Raw genomic sequence first — 15,605 nt, 5'->3', positions numbered from 1 at the left:
GTCGGGAGGGGCGCCACTCTGTCGGTGGGTGACGCACACCACAATCGGCAGGCAGTCCGATAATCTCCTTGCGTGTCATACGAGTTGTCGGGCCGGAAGGGGACGGATCGGGCGCCGAAACCGCCCGGTGATGTGCGGGGAACACGACGGGCGGTACCGTCCCGCGATATGGACAATCAGGGCGGCATCACGGTTCAGCGGGCGCTGGAACTGCCGGGGCTGCGCAGCGGACTGCCGGAGGTGGTGGCCTGCGCCGACCGCCTCGGCCGCACGGTGCGCTGGGTGCACGCGGGCGAGGTTCCCAACATCGCGTCCCTGCTCAAGGGCGGGGAACTGCTGCTGACCACCGGACTGGGGCTGGGCACCCGGCCCGCCGAGCAGCGGGCCTTCGTCCGGCGCCTCGCGGACCGGGGGATCGCCGCGCTCGTCGTCGAACTGGGGCCCCGCTTCACCCGGCTGCCCGCAACCATCGTCGAGACCGCCCGCGCGGCCGGCCTGCCGCTCGTCCAGCTGCACCGGGAAGTCCCCTTCGTCACGGTGACGGAGGAGGTCCACACCGAGATCGTCAACGGTCACTACGCCCTGCTCCAGCGCGCCGAGGAAGTCCACCGGCGGTGCACGGAGGCGCTGCTGGGCGGTGGCGGGATCCCGCAGGTGCTGCGCATCGTGGCCGACTTCACGGCGAACCCGGTCTTCCTGGAGACCCCCGACGGTCAGCTGCTGTACGCCGCCGGCCCGGCGGCCGGCGACGCCGCCGCGGATCCCCTCCAGGTGTGGGAGGGCCTGCGGGGCCAGCGCGAGGCCGAGCCGTCCGGCAACACCGTGGTCATCGACGTCCCCGGCGGCGGCCCCGGCACGGGCTCGGTCCGCGCCCGGGTCGTCCTGCTGGGCGTCTCGTCGCCGCTGCTGCCGGTGCACCGGATGGCGGCGGAGCGGACGGCGGGGGTGCTGGCGGTGGTACTGATGCAGGCGCGCCAGGAGGACGAGCTGGCCGCGCGCGGCCGCGGCGACTTCCTGACCGACCTCGCGGAGGGCCGCATCTCGGCGGAGGACGCGCCGGCGCAGGCCCGCGTCCTCGGCTTCCGGCCCGGGGCGGGGCCGCTCCTGCCCGTCGTCATGCGGCTGTCGTCGGACCTGGGGCCGTCGGGGAACTGGGCGGTGCTGGCCCGGGCGGTGCTGGAGGAGCTGTCCGCCGTCGGCGTGCCGGTGCTGCTGGGGGTGCGGCCGGTGGAGGGGCGGGTCCCGCTGCTGGTGTCCTTGCGGACCGAGTCGGAGCGCACGACGGTGGCGGACCGGGTGGCGGCGGCGCTGCGTGCGGGGGTGGAACGCGCGGGCCTGGACCGGGCGGGGGCGCCGCCGGCGGTGGTCGTCGGCGTCTCCGGCAGCTGGGCGGCGGCCTCGGCGGGCCTGCGCCACGCGGCGGAGACGGCCACCGCCGCGCACGGCCTGCCGGCCCGGCCCTGGTACGACGCGCGCCGCCTGGACATCGACCTGCTGTTGTGGCGGCTGCGGGAACACCCCGACCTGGCCGCGTTCGTGGACCGCGCGATCGGGGCGCTGCGGGTCCACGACGCGGCCTCGCGGCCGCCGCTGCTGCCGACGCTGGAGACGTACCTGGCCCATGCGGGCCGCAAGGCGGAGACGGCGCGTGAGCTCCACCTGAACCGGCAGACCCTGTACAACCGCCTGGCCCGCATCTCGGAGCTCCTGGGCACGGACCTGGACGACCCCGAAACGGTCCTCTCCCTCAGCCTGGCCCTCCGCGCCCGCCGCCACGTGGCCACGCCGGCCCCTTCTTGACGCGCCCCCGCCTTCTTGACGCGCCCCTCGCGCCGCTCGGCCCCTGGGGGCCTCCCGGGCTTCGGGCCGCTGCGCCGGACTCCGTCCGGCCGGCGGCCGGGCGGCGGGCTCGGCCGGGGGCGCCGGTGGGCGCCGTCGTGCTGGGGCGCCGCGCATATCAGCCCCGCCGGCGCTTGAGGCGGCGGGCCCGGGAGAGCGCCCCGCAGGGCATCCGCACCGGTCGGCTAGGCCCGCCGGCGGTCCATCAGTTCGTCGTACACCGACAGGACCTGCGCCACCGTCTCGTCCTCCGACGGCCACGTCGCCGCCTGCACCGGCCCCGCCGCGGCGAGCCGCGCCCGGCGGGCCGGGTCGGCCAGGAGCGCCGTCACCGCGTCCGCCAGCGCCCCCGCGTCCCCGTACGGCACCAGCACCGCCGCGTCGCCCACCAGTTCCGGGACTCCCCCGACCCGCGTGGCCACCAGCGCCACCCCGGCCCGCAGGGCCTCCTGGGCCAGCAGCGACCGGCCCTCCCAGCGGCTCGGCAGCACCGCCACGTCCGCCGCCGCCAGCAGCCGGTCCGCGTCCCGGCGCCGCCCCAGCAGCCGCACCGGGAGGCCCTCCGCCTCGATGCGCCGGGTCAGCTCGGCCCGTAACGGCCCTTCCCCCGCGATCACCAGCAGCGGTACCGGGTCCAGCGCCCGCCATTCCCGCGCCGCCTCCAGGAGCAGCCCGTACCCGCGCCGCGCCACCAGGCTGCCGACCGCGATCAGCAGCGGCCGCTCCACCGCGCCCAGTTCCGCCCGCACCTTCTCCGGCTCCACGGGCTCCGGCACCGCCGCCACCGGTACGGCCACCGCCGCCAGCCGGGCGTCCCGCGCCCCGCGCAGTCGTGCCAGGTCGACCTGGTCCGGGGAGGCGCCGAGCACCACCGACGCCGCCCGCGCCACGTGCCGTTCCAGCAGCCGGCCCATGCGCCCGAGCGCGCCCGGCGTCTCCGGGGCGCCGCCGTGCCAGGTCACCACCAGTGGTACCCGCCGCCCGCGCCGGTCCCCGCGCAGCGCCAGAGCGGCCCGCATCCCGGCCCGTACCCCGTGGGCGTGCACCAGGTCCGCCCCCGCGCAGGCGGCGCGCAGAGCGGCCGCCGCGTCGGGCGTGAACTCGGCCCCGGCACCGGTGAAGTCGTACGCGCCCTCCGCCTCGGCGGGGGCGCACACCGTCACCCGTACGCCCCTGGCGGCGAGCCCCGTCGTGAGGGAGCGCACGTGCGCACAGCTCCCCGCCCCCGCGCCGCCGAGGACCTGGACGGTACGCAGCGGCTCCCGCCCGTACGGCTGCGCGGGGGCGGGGGGCGGAACCGGGGAGCTGCTCACGGGCCGAAGCTCCAGGGTGAGGGAGTCAGAGACGTCGCCCAGAATGCCAGTCCGCACGCGCGTTCCGGGACCATACGGGTGCGGATCCCGCGGGAGATACCACCGGACGCCCCCCAGCCTCACCCACACGGGCTACGACCGCGCGGGCCGGGCGATCCCTAGCCGTCCGCGCGGGCCGCGGCCAGCAGTTCCTCCGCGTGCGCGCGCGCCGTCTGCGAGTCCTCCTGGCCGGCCAGCATCCGCGACAGTTCGCGGATCCGGTCCTCGCCCTCCAGCACGGTGACCCCGCTGCGCGTCACCGATCCGTCGACGGTCTTCTCCACCAGCAGCTGCCGGTCCGCGAAGGCCGCCACCTGCGGCAGGTGGGTGACGACGACGACCTGCGCCGAGCGGGCCAGCTTCGCCAGCCGCCGGCCGACCTCCACGGCCGCCTTGCCGCCGACGCCCGCGTCGACCTCGTCGAAGAGGTACGTCGGCACCGGGTCGGACCCGGCGAAGACGACCTCCACCGCCAGCATGACCCGCGACAGCTCACCGCCCGAGGCGCCCTTGGCGATCGGCCTGGGCTGCGCCCCCGGGTGCGGGGCCAGCAGCAGCTCCACCTCGTCGGCGCCCGCGGGACCGTACGCGACGGGCCGGCCGTCGACCTCCACCCCCTCGGGGTCCTCGGTCTGGCGGATGTCGAAGGTGACCCGGGCGTGCGGCATCGCCAGCGAGGCCAGCTCGGCGGTGACGTCGGACGCGAACCGCGAGGCGGCCTCCACCCGGGCGTCCGTCAACGCCTGTGCCAGCTGGGAGAGTTCGGTCCGCAGCCCGTCCCGCTCGGCGGTCAGCTCCGCGATCCGCTCGTCGTCGCCGTCCAGTTCCAGCAGCCGCGCGGAGCCCTGCTGGGCCCACTGGAGGACGGAGTCGACGGAGTCCCCGTACTTGCGGGTGAGCTGGGTGAGGGCCGCCCGGCGTTCCTCCACCGCGGCCAGTCGCAGCGGGTCGGCGTCGAGGTCATCGGCGTACCCCGCGAGTTCCCCGGCCACGTCGGCCAGCAGGATGCCCAGCTCCCCGATGCGTTCCGCCAGCGCGCCCAGCGCCGGGTCGTGGGCCCGTACGGACTCCAGCGCCCGGTGCGCGCCCGCGACGAGCGTGTTGGCGTCGATGCCCTCGGGGTCCTCGGGGTTGCCGGCGAGGGCGGCGTGCGCGGCCTGCGCCGCCGAGGCGAGGGATTCGGCGTGGCCCAGCCGCTCGGCCTCGGCGGCCAGTTCGGCGTCCTCGCCGGGCAGCGGTTCGACGGCCGCGATCTCGTCCAGTCCGAAGCGCAGCAGGTCCGCCTCCTGGGCGCGTTCCCGGGCCCGGGTGGTGATCTCCGCCAGCTCCGCGGCTACCGCGCGCAGCCGCCGGTAGGCGCCGGTGTACTTCTCCAGGGGGACGGCGACCGCGTCCCCGGCGTACCGGTCGAGCGCCTGGCGCTGCCGGGCCGGGCGCAGCAGTCCTTGCTGGTCGGTCTGCCCGTGCACGGCGACGAGGTCGTCAGCGAGTTCGGCGAGCAGGCCGACGGGTACGGAACGGCCGCCGACGTGGGCCCGCGAGCGGCCCTCGGCGGAGACGGTCCGGCTGATCAGCAAGGCGCCGTCGTCGAGTTCGGCCCCGGCCTCCTCGGCCCGCAGGGCGGCGGGGGCGCCCTGCGGCAGCACGACGCGGCCCTCGACCACGGCCGCCTTGGCGCCGATCCGTACCAGGGCCGGGTCGGCGCGACCGCCGAGCAGCAGCCCGAGGCTGGTGACGACCATCGTCTTGCCCGCGCCGGTCTCGCCGGTCACCGCGGTGAAACCGGGCGACAGCTCGACCACCGCGTCGTCGATGACCCCGAGCGACCGTATCCGCATCTCCTCAAGCACGGGACGACGATACCGAGGTTTCAGCGGTGCCATGCGACGTCACCCTCCGAGAGTTTCCCGAACGGATGTGCTAATAGGGCACTAATGCGGCGCCCCGCGCCAGCCCGAGACGGGCAGGGCGAACTTCGCCACCAGCCGGTCGGTGAAGGACGCGTGGTGCAGCCGGGCGAGCCGCACCGGCACCGTCCCGCGCCGGACCTCTACCCGCGCCCCGGACGGCAGCTCCAGCATGCGCCGTCCGTCACACCACAGGACCCCGTGCGGGGTCCCGGTCTGCACCTCCACCGCCAGCACCGAGTCCGGCGAGGTCACCAGTGGCTTCGCGAACAGCGCGTGCGCGCTGATCGGCACCATCAGCAGTGCCTCCACCTCCGGCCAGACGACCGGCCCGCCCGCCGAGAAGGCGTACGCCGTCGAGCCCGTCGGCGTCGCGCAGACGATCCCGTCGCAGCCGAAGCCGGACACCGGACGCCCGTCGATCTCCAGGACCACCTCCAGCATCCGCTCCGGGGACACCTTCTGGACCGCGGCCTCGTTCAGCGCCCAGTCCCGGTGGACCACGTCACCGTTGGTCCGCACGAGCACGTCGAGGGTCATCCGCTCCTCGACCTCGTACGCGCACGTCACCACCCGGTCCACGACCTTGTCCAGGTCGTCCCGCTCGGCCTCGGCGAGGAAGCCCACCCGGCCCAGGTTGACGCCGAGCATCGGCACCCCCGAGCCGCGCGCGAACTCCGCGCCCCGCAGCAGGGTCCCGTCGCCGCCGAGCACGATGAGCAGCTCGCACCCCTCCAGGGCCCCGGGCGTGCCTTCCGCCACCAGCTCCACCTCGGGCGGCAACGGCAGGTCCACCGCCTCGTCCGCGAGGACCCGTACCCCCAGACCCGATTTCAGCAGCCCCCGGACCACGAGCTCGGCACTTCGGATGGCCGCCGGCCGCCCGGTGTGCGCGACGAGGAAGACGGTCCGCCCCTGCGTCGGATCCGTCCCCCCCGCTCCTGAAGTTCCCGCTTCTGACGTTCCCGCTGCATCGGTCACTGCGGCCCCTCCGCCACTGCACGATCGACATCCCCCGGGTCGAGTGCCGGTGCCCCCGCCCGCAGCCACAGAAAGTACTCGACGTTGCCCGACGGCCCGGGCAGCGGGCTCGCGGTCACCCCGAGCACCCCCAGCCCCAGCTTCCAGGCCTGCGCCGCGACGTCCCGTACGGCCTCCGCGCGCAGCTCGGGGCTGCGCACCACTCCGCCGCTGCCCAGCCGGTCCTTGCCGACCTCGAACTGCGGCTTGACCATCAGCACCAGGTCCGCGCCGGGCGCGCAGCACCGTACGAGCGCGGGCAGCACCAGGCCGATGGAGATGAAGGACAGGTCGCCGACGACGAGGTCCACCGCAACGCCGTCGAGCAGCTCGACGGTCAGCTCGCGGACGTTGGTGCGGTCCTTGACGGTGACCCGCTCGTCGCTCTGCAGCGACCAGGCGAGCTGCCCGTAACCGACGTCGACGGCCATGACGTGGGCGACCCCGGCGCGCAGCAGCACGTCGGTGAAACCCCCGGTGGAGGCGCCGGCGTCCAGCGCCCGGCGGCCTTCGACCGCCAGGCCCTGCGGCCCGAAGGCGGCGAGGGCGCCCGCCAGTTTGTGGCCGCCACGTGAGACGTAGTCGGGGTCGCTGTCGTCCTTGAGGACGACCAGGGCCGCGCTGGTCTCGACCTGGGTGGCCGCCTTGGTGGCGGTGGTGCCGCCCACGGTCACCCGGCCCGCGGCGATCAGCTGGGCCGCGTGCTCCCGCGAGCGGGCCATGCTGCGGCGTACCAGTTCGGCGTCCAGGCGGCGGCGTGCCACTCCTGCCACGTTCGGTTCAGCTCCTGTTTTCGTACGGTCCGGGGACGGGCGGTGCGTCCAGCGCGGTCAGCGCGTCGCGCAACCCCCTGTGCACATCCTCGTACACCTCGACGTGTGCGTCCGCCGTGAGGTGGTCGACGGCCGCCAGCCGCTCCAGCGGACCGTCCACCCCGGCGTGTCCGGTGGGAGTGCGTACGACGCCCAGCGGCGCGGGCCCGGCGGGCTCGGCCGGGGCCACGGGTCCGTCCGCGGCGGCTTCCGGTGCTTCGTCGGTCATGCCCCGACGCTACCGCGAAGCGCGCCGCGACCACGTACGGCTCTGCGGTACGGTCGTGATCACGATGGCTACCACCGAGGAGTGCCGCGAAGCACTCGACCGGCTCTCAGACAACCTGGCCCGGGCCCAGGGCGACGTGCGCGGCGCGGTCGCGCTCGACCGCTCCCTCAGCTGCCACATCACCGACCTGGACCGGACGTTCTCCGGCCGGCTCGACGGGGGCCGGATCCGGGTCGACGCGCTCACCCCCGGGCCGCCCGCCGCCAAGGCCCAGATCCGGCTCGCGATGACGGGCGACGACCTGCTCGCCCTGGTGGCGGGCGAGCTGAATTTCGCCCGCGCCTGGGCCTCGGGCCGGGTCAGGCTGGAGGCGGGCCTGCGCGACCTGCTCCGCCTCAAGAGCCTGCTCTGACCCGCGGAGCCCGGCCCGGCCGCGGAAGCCGGGTTCAGGCGGACAGCCGCGTACGCGCCTTGCGGGCGGCCGGGACCACCAGCGGCGTACCGGTCTCCGGGTCCTCGATGATCTGGCAGCGCAGCCCGAACACCTCCTCCACCAGCCCGGCGGTGACCACCTCGGCGGGCGGCCCCTCGGCCACGACGACCCCGGCGCGCAGCGCGATCAGGTGCGTGGCGTAGCGGGCGGCGTGGTTGAGGTCGTGCAGCACGGCGACCAGTGTCCGGCCCTGGTTCTCGTGCAGCTCGGCGCACAGGTCGAGGACGTCGAGCTGGTGCTGGATGTCCAGGTAGGTGGTCGGCTCGTCCAGCAGCAGCAGCGGGGTCTGCTGGGCGAGCGCCATCGCGATCCACACCCGCTGGCGCTGCCCGCCCGACAGCTCGTCCACGGCCCGGCCGGCCAGCTCGGCGACGCCGGTCGCGGCCATCGACTCGGCGACGACCCGCTCGTCCTGCTGCGACCACTGCCGCAGCAGCCCCTGGTGCGGGTAGCGGCCGCGCGAGACGAGGTCGGCGACGGTGATGCCGTCGGGCGCGATCGAGGACTGCGGGAGCAGCCCCAGCGTCTTGGCCACCTTCTTCGCCGGCATCGACGCGATGGCCTGGCCGTCCAGCAGGACCTGCCCGGCCGACGGTTTCAGCATCCGCGACAGGGCGCGCAGCAGCGTGGACTTGCCACAGGCGTTGGGGCCGACGATCACCGTGAAGGAGTTGTCGGGGATCTCCACCGAGAGGTCCTCGGCGATGACCCGCTGGTCGTAGCCGAGGGTCACGTTCCGCGCGGTCAGCCGCTGCTGCACTTGCCCACTCCTCAAGTCGCTCATATACGTCCCGCCTTGCGCTCGGTGACGAGCAGCCAGAGCAGGTAGACACCGCCGACCAGCCCGGTCACCACGCCCACCGGCAGCTGGTCCGCCCCGAAGGCCCGCTGCGAGGCCCAGTCCGACACCAGCAGCACCACGGCCCCCATCAGGGCGCCGGTGAGCAGGTTCGGGCCGGCCGACCGGGTCAGGCGCCGGGCCAGCTGGGGTGCGGCCAGCGCGACGAAGCTGATCGGCCCGGCCGCGGCGGCGGCGGCCGTGGTCAGTACGATCGCCGCCGCCATCAGGAGCAGCCGGGTCCGTTCCACCCTGACGCCCAGGGCGTGGGCGGCGTCGTCGCCCATCTCCATCATCCGCAGCGCCCTGCCCTGCCCGAGGACAAGCGGGAAGACCACCGCGCAGGTCGCCAGCAGCGGCCACACCTGCGACCAGTCCCGGCCGGCCAGCGAACCGGTCAGCCAGACCAGCGCCCGGGTCGCGTCGACGAGCTTCGCCTTGGTCAGCAGGTACTGGATGACGGCGACGAGCATCGCGCAGGCCCCGATGCCGACGAGCACGAGCCGGTAGCCGTGGATGCCCTGCTGGTACGCGAGGAGGTACACGGCGGCGCCGGTGAGCAGCCCGCCGGCCACCGCGCCCAACGCCACCTCGGTGGAGCCGCCGTGGAAGACGATGATGACGGTGAGGGCGCCGACCGCCGATCCGTAGCCGAAGCCGAGCAGGTCCGGGGAGCCCAGCGGGTTGCGGGACACGGACTGGAAGACGGCGCCGGCCATCCCGAGCGAGGCCCCGACGAGCAGCGCGACCAGCACCCGCGGCAGCCGCAGGTCGTTGACGATGAAGTCGTCGGCCGGGCTGCCCCCGCCCAGCAGGGTCCGCACCACGTCCAAGGGTGCGATCTCGAACTCGCCGGTGCCGGTCAGCACGACCGCCATGACCAGCGCCGCGGCCGCCAGCAGCAGCCCCGCGGCCAGCGCCCGCGGCTGCACGCGCAGCGCCGTCCCGCCGGGTCCGCGCAGCACCCGCGACCGGCTCCTCGTGGACTTCTGCGGCTTCGCCGCCGTCGTCTGCGTCACAGCTGGGCCATCCTCTTGCGCCGGACGAGGTAGATGAAGACCGGGCCGCCGACGAGCGCGGTGACGATGCCGACCTGTAGCTCGGCGGGGCGGGTGACGACCCGTCCGATGACGTCGGTGCCCAGCAGCAGTACGGGGGACAGCACCGCGGAGTAGGCGAGCACCCAGCGCATGTCCGGGCCGGTGATGAGCCGCACCAGGTGCGGGATCATCAGCCCGATGAAGAGGATCGGCCCGCAGGCGGCGGTCGCCGCCCCGACCAGCAGGGTGAGGGCGGCCATCGCGACGATCCGGGTCCGCGTCAGGTTCGCGCCGAGCGCCCGGGCGGTGTCGTCGCCCATGGCCATGGCGTTGAGCGGCCGGCCGAGCGAGAGCGCCAGCACCGCCCCGGCCACCAGGAAGGGGGCGACCTGGCGGACGGTGTCCATGTTGGCCGAGGCCAGCGAACCGACCGTCCAGAAGCGGAGCTTGTCCAGGGCCTTGCTGTCCATCAGCTGCACGGCGTTGATGTAGCCGACCAGGGCCGCGCTGGCCGCCGTACCGGCGAGCGCGAGGCGCACCGGCGTCGCGCTGCGGCTGCCGCCGAGCAGGTAGACGACGACCGAGACGACGGCCGCTCCGAGGAAGGCCCACCAGACGAACTCGCTGAGCGAAGAGGCGCCGAGGAAGCTGATCGCCGAGACGACGGCAGCCGCGGCGCCCGCGTTGACGCCGAGGATGCCGGGCTCCGCGAGCGGGTTGCGGGTCAGCGCCTGCATCACCGCGCCGGACAGGCCCAGGGCGAGGCCCACCAGCACCCCGAGGAGGGTCCGCGGGACCCGCAGGTCGCGCACCACCACATCACCCGGGGTCCCCGCGTAGTGGAACAGGCCGTGCCACACCTGATCGAGGGGCATCTGCTTGGCGCCGACGGCGATGCTCGCCACCGCGACCAGGGCCAACGCCGCGAGAGCGGCCAACAGGCCTGCGGCGCGGGCGCCGTTGCGGGCGCGGGAGGCGGCGACGGGCGCGGCGCTCGGTTCGGGGGGACTCTCGACCAACACGGAAGTTAGGTTAGCCTACCCTGCTCCGATCGAGATCCCCCGGTCGCGGCCTACAGCTCCAGCCGTGCCAGCGCCTTCCCGGCGTCCAGCGCCGCGGAACCCTCCCCGGCCGACGTCCAGGCCGCCGCGCAGAGCGCCCGCAGCCCGTCCAGCGGGTCACCGTCCTCCCCGCGCAGGCTGAGTACGCCGTCCAGCGCGACCGCCGTCCACGCGCCGCAGCGGAACCCGTCCCCGGCCGCCACGACCTCCGGCTGGCCGGTCAGCAGCCCGCGCAGGTCCCGGTCCACGTACGTCGGCCGGTGCTTCGGCGCGGCCCGCAGCAACTGCGCCGCGTCGGTAACCCCGGTCAGCACCAGCAGCGAGTCCACGTCCCCGTTGAACGCGCCCTCGATGTCCGTGTCCAGCCGGTCCCCGACCACCAGCGGCCGCTCCGCCCCGGTCCGCAGCACCGTCTCCCGGTGCATCGGGGGCAGCGGCTTGCCCGCCACCTGCGGCTCCGCGCCCGTGGCGATCCGTACCACCTCCACGGCGGCCCCGTTGCCCGGCGCGATCCCGCGCGCCCCGGGAATCGTCAGGTCCGTGTTCGACGCGTACCAGGGCACCCCGCGGTTGACCGCGTACGAAGCCTCCGCGAACCGCCCCCACGCCAGGTCCGGGCCGCCGTACCCCTGCACGACCGCCGTCAGGTCCTCCTCGTCGGCCGACTCCACCGGCACCAGCCCGCGCTCCCGCAGCGCGACCCGCAACCCGTCCCCGCCGATCACCAGCACCTTCGAACCCGGCGCGACCTGATCGGCGATCAGCCGGGCCACCGCCTGCGCCGAGGTGATCACCTCACCCGCTTCCGTCGGGATCCCCAGCTCGCACAAGTGCTCCGCGACCGCGTCCGGGGTCCGCAGCGCGTTGTTCGTGACGTACGCCAAGTGCATGCCCTCCGCCCTGGCCGTCCCGAGCGACTCCACCGCGTGCCCGATGGCCCGGCCGCCCGCGTACACCACCCCGTCCAGGTCCAGCAGGGCCGTGTCGTACGCCTGGTGCAGACTCCGCTCACTGCCCGCGGGACTGGTCCTGCTCTGCCGGGTCATCGTGTCCGCTCCCTCGTCCACTCGATCTTCGATCGATTCTGTCCGTAGCTGCCCTGCCCAGTCACTCCCCCGATCATCCCGCACCGTGAGACGCGTCTTACCATGCACCAATGACCACATCTGGTAACGCGGACCGAGGACTGCGCCTGATCCCCTTCCACGGACTGCGCTATGACCCCGAACGCGTCGGCAGCCTGGCCGCCGTCACCTCGCCGCCCTACGACGTGGTCGTACGACCCGACGGAGTCGACTACCTCGAATCCGCCGACCCGCACAACATCGTCCGCCTGATCCTCCCCCAGGCAGAGACCCCCGCCGACCGCAACGAGCAGGCCGCGCGCACCATGCGCCACTGGCTCGCCGAGGGCGTCCTCAGCGCCGACCCCGAGGCCGCCCTGTACGTGTACGAGCAGCGCAAGCCCGGCGTGCTCCAGCGCGGCGTCATCGGCGCCCTGGCCCTGACCACCGCCGACGACGGGATCGTGCTGCCCCACGAGGACGTCATGCCGCACGTGGTCACCGACCGCGCCGGCCTGATGCGCGCCACCTCCGCGAACCTCGAACCGCTCCTCCTCACCTACCGCGGCGGCGACCCCACCACGGGCGCGGCCGCGGTCATCGAACGGACCGCGCAGCGGGAGCCGCTGCTCTCCACCGTCACCGAGGACGGGTTCCGGCACAGCCTGTGGGCCGTCACCGACCCCGCCGACCTGGCCGCCGTCACCGCCGACCTCGGCCACCGCCAGGCCCTCATCGCCGACGGGCACCACCGCTGGGCGACGTACCTGCGCCTCCAGCAGGAGCACCCCTCGCCCACCGCCTGGGACTTCGGCCTCGTACTGCTCGTGGACACCGCCCGCTACCCGCTCCAGGTCCGAGCCATCCACCGGATGCTGCGCCGGCTCCCGAAGCCGCAGGCGCTGGCCGCGCTCGACGGATCGTTCCGCATCCGCCCCGTCGAAGGCCCGCTCCCGCTCGCCCTGGAAGCGCTCGCCGACGCGTCGGAACGCGGCAACGCCTTCCTGCTCACCGGTGACGGCACCTTCCACCTGGTCACCGACCCGGACCCGGCCCTCATCGAGCGCACCGTCCGCCACGACCGCCCCGAGGCCTGGCGCCGGCTGGACGCGACGGTGCTGCACGCCGCTCTCCTCGACACCCTGTGGCAGATCCCCGACGAGCCGGAGCACATCTCCTACATCCACGACTCCGCCGCCACCGTCGAGATGGCCGAACGCCACGGCGGCACGGCGGTGCTGCTGCACCCCGTACGGGAGGACGTGGTCCGCGACCTGGCCCGCCAGGGCGTCACCATGCCCCGCAAGTCGACGTCCTTCGGCCCCAAGCCGGCCACCGGCCTGGTGCTGCGCAGCCTGGACTGACCCGCGCCGGCACCGCTGCGGACATGCGAAAGGGCGGTACCCCCGGGAAGGGGGTACCGCCCTTTCAGTTCAGCCGTCAGGCCTTGTCGCGGCCCTCGGCCCGCTCCGCGTCGCCGGCGGGGGCGTCGAGGGGCTCGTACTCCTCGTCGTCCTCGTCGTAGTACTCGGCCTGATCGGCGGCGCGCTCGGCGGCCGCCACCTCGGCGTCGTCCTCGTCCTCTTCGATGTCGTCGACGCCGTCGGCGTCGTCAACGTCTTCGGGGCCTTCGAGGTCGTCGTCCTCGTCGTCCAGCACGGCGGCGTCCACGAACTCGACCCCGTCGAGCTCGGCGAGCCGGTCGGAGGCGTCCGTCGCCTGGTCCTTGTCGGCCTCGGCGGTCTTGGCGAACCACTCGCGCGCCTCGTCCTCACGGCCGGCCGCCAGCAGGGCGTCGGCGTAGGCGTACCGCAGACGCGCGGTCCACGGCTGCACGGAGTTCGAAGCCAGCTCCGGGCTCTGCAGGGTCACGATGGCGGCGTCCAGCTCGCCCATGTCCCGCCGGGCACCGGCGGCCACGAGCCGCATCTCGACCTGGCCGGCCTTGTCCAGCTTCTGCACCTCGGGCTCGCCGGCCATCGCCAGCGCCCGCTCCGGACGGCCGAGGCCGCGTTCGCAGTCGGCCATGACGGGCCACAGCTCGACGGAACCGGTCATGCGCTTGGCGGCGCGGAACTCCGCGAGCGCCTCGCTGTACTTCTGCGTGGCGTACGCGGCGAAGCCGGCGGCCTCGCGGACGGCGGCGACGCGGGAAGCGAGCCGCAGGGCGATACGGGCGTACGCGTACGCCTGCTCGGGGTCCTCGTCGATCAGCCGGGCCACCATGACCAGGTTGCGCGAGACCTCCTCGGCCAGGCCCTTGGGCAGGCTCAGGAGCTCCTGACGCACGTCGGCGTCGATCTCGTGACCGGTGACGTCCTCGTCGATCGGAAGCCGCTTGACCGGGTCGCGGTCACGGTCGGCGCGGAAGTCGCGGTCGCCGCCACGGTCATCACGGCCGCCACGGAACCCACCGCGGTCGCCGCCACGGTCACCGCGGTCGTCACGACGGGGATAGCTGGGACGGTCGCCGCCACGGTCGTCACGACGCTGGAAACCACCACCGGTGGGACGGTCACCCCGGTCGTCACGACGCGGGTAGCTCGGACGGTCCCCACCACGGTCATCACGACGCGGGTAGCTGGGGCGGTCGCCGCCACGGTCGTCGCGGCGCTGGAAGCCACCGCCGGTGGGGCGGTCACCCCGGTCGTCACGACGGGGGTAGCTGGGGCGGTCGCCGCCACGGTCGTCACGACGCTGGAAGCCACCACCGGTGGGGCGGTCACCGCGGTCGTCACGACGGGGGTAGCTCGGACGGTCCCCACCACGGTCGTCACGGCGCTGGAAGCCACCACCGGTGGGGCGGTCACCGCGGTCGTCACGACGGGGGTAGCTGGGGCGGTCGCCACCACGGTCGTCACGGCCACCGCGGAAACCACCGCGGTCATCGTCACGGCGCGGGTAGCTCGGGCGGTCACCGCGGTCGTCACGACGGGGGTAGCTGGGGCGGTCGCCGCCACGGTCGTCACGACGCTGGAAACCACCACCGGTGGGGCGGTCACCGCGGTCGTCACGACGGGGGTAGCTGGGACGGTCCCCACCACGGTCATCACGACGCTGGAAACCACCACCGGTGGGGCGGTCACCCCGGTCGTCACGACGGGGGTAGCTCGGACGGTCACCGCCACGGTCATCACGACGCTGGAAACCACCACCGGTGGGACGGTCACCCCGATCGTCACGACGGGGGTAGCTCGGACGGTCACCGCCACGGTCATCACGACGCTGGAAACCACTACCGGTGGGACGGTCACCCCGATCGTCACGACGCGGGTAGCTCGGACGGTCACCACCACGGTCATCACGACGCTGGAAGCCACCACCGGTGGGACGGTCACCGCCACGGTCGTCGCGGCGCTGGAAGCCACCACCGGTGGGACGGTCACCGCCACGGTCGTCGCGGCGCTGGAAGCCACCACCGGTGGGACGGTCACCCCGGTCGTCCCGACGCGGGTAGCTCGGACGGTCACCACCACGGTCATCACGACCCCGGTAGCCACCACCGGTGGGACGGTCACCGCCGGCGGCGGGGCGCCCACCGCGGTCGTCACGGCGGAAGCTGCCGCCGGCACCGGTCGGACGGCCACCGCGGTCGTCGCGACGGAAACCACCACGGTCACCGCCACGGTCGTCACGGGCCCCGCGGTAGCCGCCCCTGTCACCGCCGTCGTTGCGCCGAGGCTCGCGCTCCGGACGATCGTCGGGAGAGTTGGACATGGGTGTGACTCCTGTCTTCGGGGTACCGCTAGTCATTCTCGCGCAACCAACCCATGGCCGCGCTTCGGCGTAAAGAGATACAAAAACAAAAGGACCCTTGGTCCAGCGTTGAACGCTGGACCAAGGGTCCTTTGAAAGATTGTTCGGCGGCGTCCTACTCTCCCACAGGGTCCCCCCTGCAGTACCATCGGCGCTGAAAGGCTTAGCTTCCGGGTTCGGAATGTAACCGGGCG

Annotated in this window: 13 protein-coding genes, 1 rRNA gene and 1 pseudogene; 3 read left to right on the top strand and 12 right to left on the bottom strand. The window is 74.2% G+C overall.

Translation table 11 applies throughout. The features are described from left to right. Positions 1-168: 168 nt before the first annotated feature. The gene (locus tag ACWGH1_RS15240; protein ID WP_453356737.1) at positions 169-1,800 is read left to right on the top strand and encodes a PucR family transcriptional regulator; all 1,632 of its coding nucleotides are present in this window, start codon (positions 169-171) and stop codon (positions 1,798-1,800) included. Positions 1,801-2,024: 224 nt separating this feature from the next. Here the strand turns inward: ACWGH1_RS15240 and ACWGH1_RS15235 are convergent, their stop codons facing one another. The 5 genes from ACWGH1_RS15235 to ACWGH1_RS15215 form a co-directional block, all read right to left on the bottom strand. Beyond that, the gene (locus ACWGH1_RS15235) at positions 2,025-3,152 is read right to left on the bottom strand and encodes a glycosyltransferase family 4 protein (RefSeq protein WP_453408712.1); all 1,128 of its coding nucleotides are present in this window, start codon (positions 3,150-3,152) and stop codon (positions 2,025-2,027) included. Between the two features lie 158 nt (positions 3,153-3,310). Beyond that, entirely contained in the window at positions 3,311-5,029 is a 1,719-nt protein-coding gene (recN, locus tag ACWGH1_RS15230) for a DNA repair protein RecN (RefSeq protein ID WP_453408725.1), read from the bottom strand. A 93-nt stretch (positions 5,030-5,122) separates the two neighbouring features. Further along, complete coding sequence (locus tag ACWGH1_RS15225) at positions 5,123-6,079, bottom strand: NAD kinase (protein ID WP_453354462.1); 957 nt, start codon at positions 6,077-6,079, stop codon at positions 5,123-5,125. Beyond that, the gene (locus ACWGH1_RS15220; RefSeq protein ID WP_453354461.1) at positions 6,076-6,891 is read right to left on the bottom strand and encodes a TlyA family RNA methyltransferase; all 816 of its coding nucleotides are present in this window, start codon (positions 6,889-6,891) and stop codon (positions 6,076-6,078) included. The genes ACWGH1_RS15225 and ACWGH1_RS15220 overlap by 4 nt, the downstream gene beginning before the upstream one ends. A gap of 7 nt (positions 6,892-6,898) precedes the next feature. Then, on the bottom strand, positions 6,899-7,159 hold the full coding sequence (locus tag ACWGH1_RS15215) for a hypothetical protein (protein WP_453354460.1): 261 nt from the start codon (positions 7,157-7,159) through the stop codon (positions 6,899-6,901). A gap of 64 nt (positions 7,160-7,223) precedes the next feature. On the opposite strand from ACWGH1_RS15215, the gene ACWGH1_RS15210 reads away from it, so the two are divergent. After that, complete coding sequence (locus ACWGH1_RS15210) at positions 7,224-7,571, top strand: SCP2 sterol-binding domain-containing protein (RefSeq protein ID WP_453354463.1); 348 nt, start codon at positions 7,224-7,226, stop codon at positions 7,569-7,571. A gap of 34 nt (positions 7,572-7,605) precedes the next feature. Here the strand turns inward: ACWGH1_RS15210 and ACWGH1_RS15205 are convergent, their stop codons facing one another. The 4 genes from ACWGH1_RS15205 to ACWGH1_RS15190 are packed head-to-tail and all read right to left on the bottom strand — an operon-like array spanning position 7,606 to position 11,637. Then, a complete protein-coding gene (locus ACWGH1_RS15205) occupies positions 7,606-8,436 on the bottom strand; it encodes an ABC transporter ATP-binding protein (protein ID WP_453354459.1) in 831 nt (276 codons plus the stop codon). Further along, a complete protein-coding gene (locus tag ACWGH1_RS15200; RefSeq protein ID WP_453354458.1) occupies positions 8,433-9,509 on the bottom strand; it encodes a FecCD family ABC transporter permease in 1,077 nt (358 codons plus the stop codon). Before ACWGH1_RS15200 ends, ACWGH1_RS15205 begins: the two co-directional genes overlap by 4 nt. Further along, a complete protein-coding gene (locus ACWGH1_RS15195) occupies positions 9,506-10,552 on the bottom strand; it encodes a FecCD family ABC transporter permease (protein WP_453354457.1) in 1,047 nt (348 codons plus the stop codon). The genes ACWGH1_RS15200 and ACWGH1_RS15195 overlap by 4 nt, the downstream gene beginning before the upstream one ends. A gap of 50 nt (positions 10,553-10,602) precedes the next feature. Next, complete coding sequence (locus ACWGH1_RS15190) at positions 10,603-11,637, bottom strand: HAD-IIA family hydrolase (RefSeq protein WP_453354456.1); 1,035 nt, start codon at positions 11,635-11,637, stop codon at positions 10,603-10,605. Between the two features lie 110 nt (positions 11,638-11,747). Here ACWGH1_RS15190 and ACWGH1_RS15185 point away from each other — a divergent pair, with 110 nt between their 5' ends. Beyond that, positions 11,748-13,019 (top strand): DUF1015 family protein, encoded by a 1,272-nt coding sequence (locus tag ACWGH1_RS15185; RefSeq protein WP_453354455.1) that lies wholly within the window; start codon positions 11,748-11,750, stop codon positions 13,017-13,019. Positions 13,020-13,095: 76 nt separating this feature from the next. Here ACWGH1_RS15185 and ACWGH1_RS15180 read toward each other — a convergent pair whose 3' ends face one another. From ACWGH1_RS15180 to rrf, 3 genes and pseudogenes are all read right to left on the bottom strand, one after another. Then, positions 13,096-13,944 (bottom strand): hypothetical protein, encoded by an 849-nt coding sequence (locus ACWGH1_RS15180; protein ID WP_453408724.1) that lies wholly within the window; start codon positions 13,942-13,944, stop codon positions 13,096-13,098. A gap of 378 nt (positions 13,945-14,322) precedes the next feature. Then, positions 14,323-15,345, bottom strand: a pseudogene (locus ACWGH1_RS15175) (hypothetical protein); the annotation flags it as partial. Positions 15,346-15,513: 168 nt separating this feature from the next. Next, positions 15,514-15,605, bottom strand: a 5S ribosomal RNA gene (rrf, locus tag ACWGH1_RS15170); the annotation flags it as partial.

It is taken from the genome of Streptomyces sp. NPDC054883, assembly GCF_053610645.1.
Note: the sequence above shows the minus strand (reverse complement) of the source record. Positions and strands in the feature narration are given on the sequence as shown.

Bases quoted from the DNA above. Each gene is read 5' to 3' on its own strand.
- ACWGH1_RS15240 (WP_453356737.1), top strand. From the start codon at position 169: ATGGACAATCAGGGCGGCATCACGGTTCAGCGGGCGCTGGAACTGCCG.
- recN (WP_453408725.1), bottom strand. From the start codon at position 5,029: ATGCGGATACGGTCGCTCGGGGTCATCGACGACGCGGTGGTCGAGCTG.
- ACWGH1_RS15215 (WP_453354460.1), bottom strand. From the start codon at position 7,159: ATGACCGACGAAGCACCGGAAGCCGCCGCGGACGGACCCGTGGCCCCG.
- ACWGH1_RS15210 (WP_453354463.1), top strand. From the start codon at position 7,224: ATGGCTACCACCGAGGAGTGCCGCGAAGCACTCGACCGGCTCTCAGAC.
- ACWGH1_RS15205 (WP_453354459.1), bottom strand. From the start codon at position 8,436: ATGAGCGACTTGAGGAGTGGGCAAGTGCAGCAGCGGCTGACCGCGCGG.
- ACWGH1_RS15190 (WP_453354456.1), bottom strand. From the start codon at position 11,637: ATGACCCGGCAGAGCAGGACCAGTCCCGCGGGCAGTGAGCGGAGTCTG.
- ACWGH1_RS15185 (WP_453354455.1), top strand. From the start codon at position 11,748: ATGACCACATCTGGTAACGCGGACCGAGGACTGCGCCTGATCCCCTTC.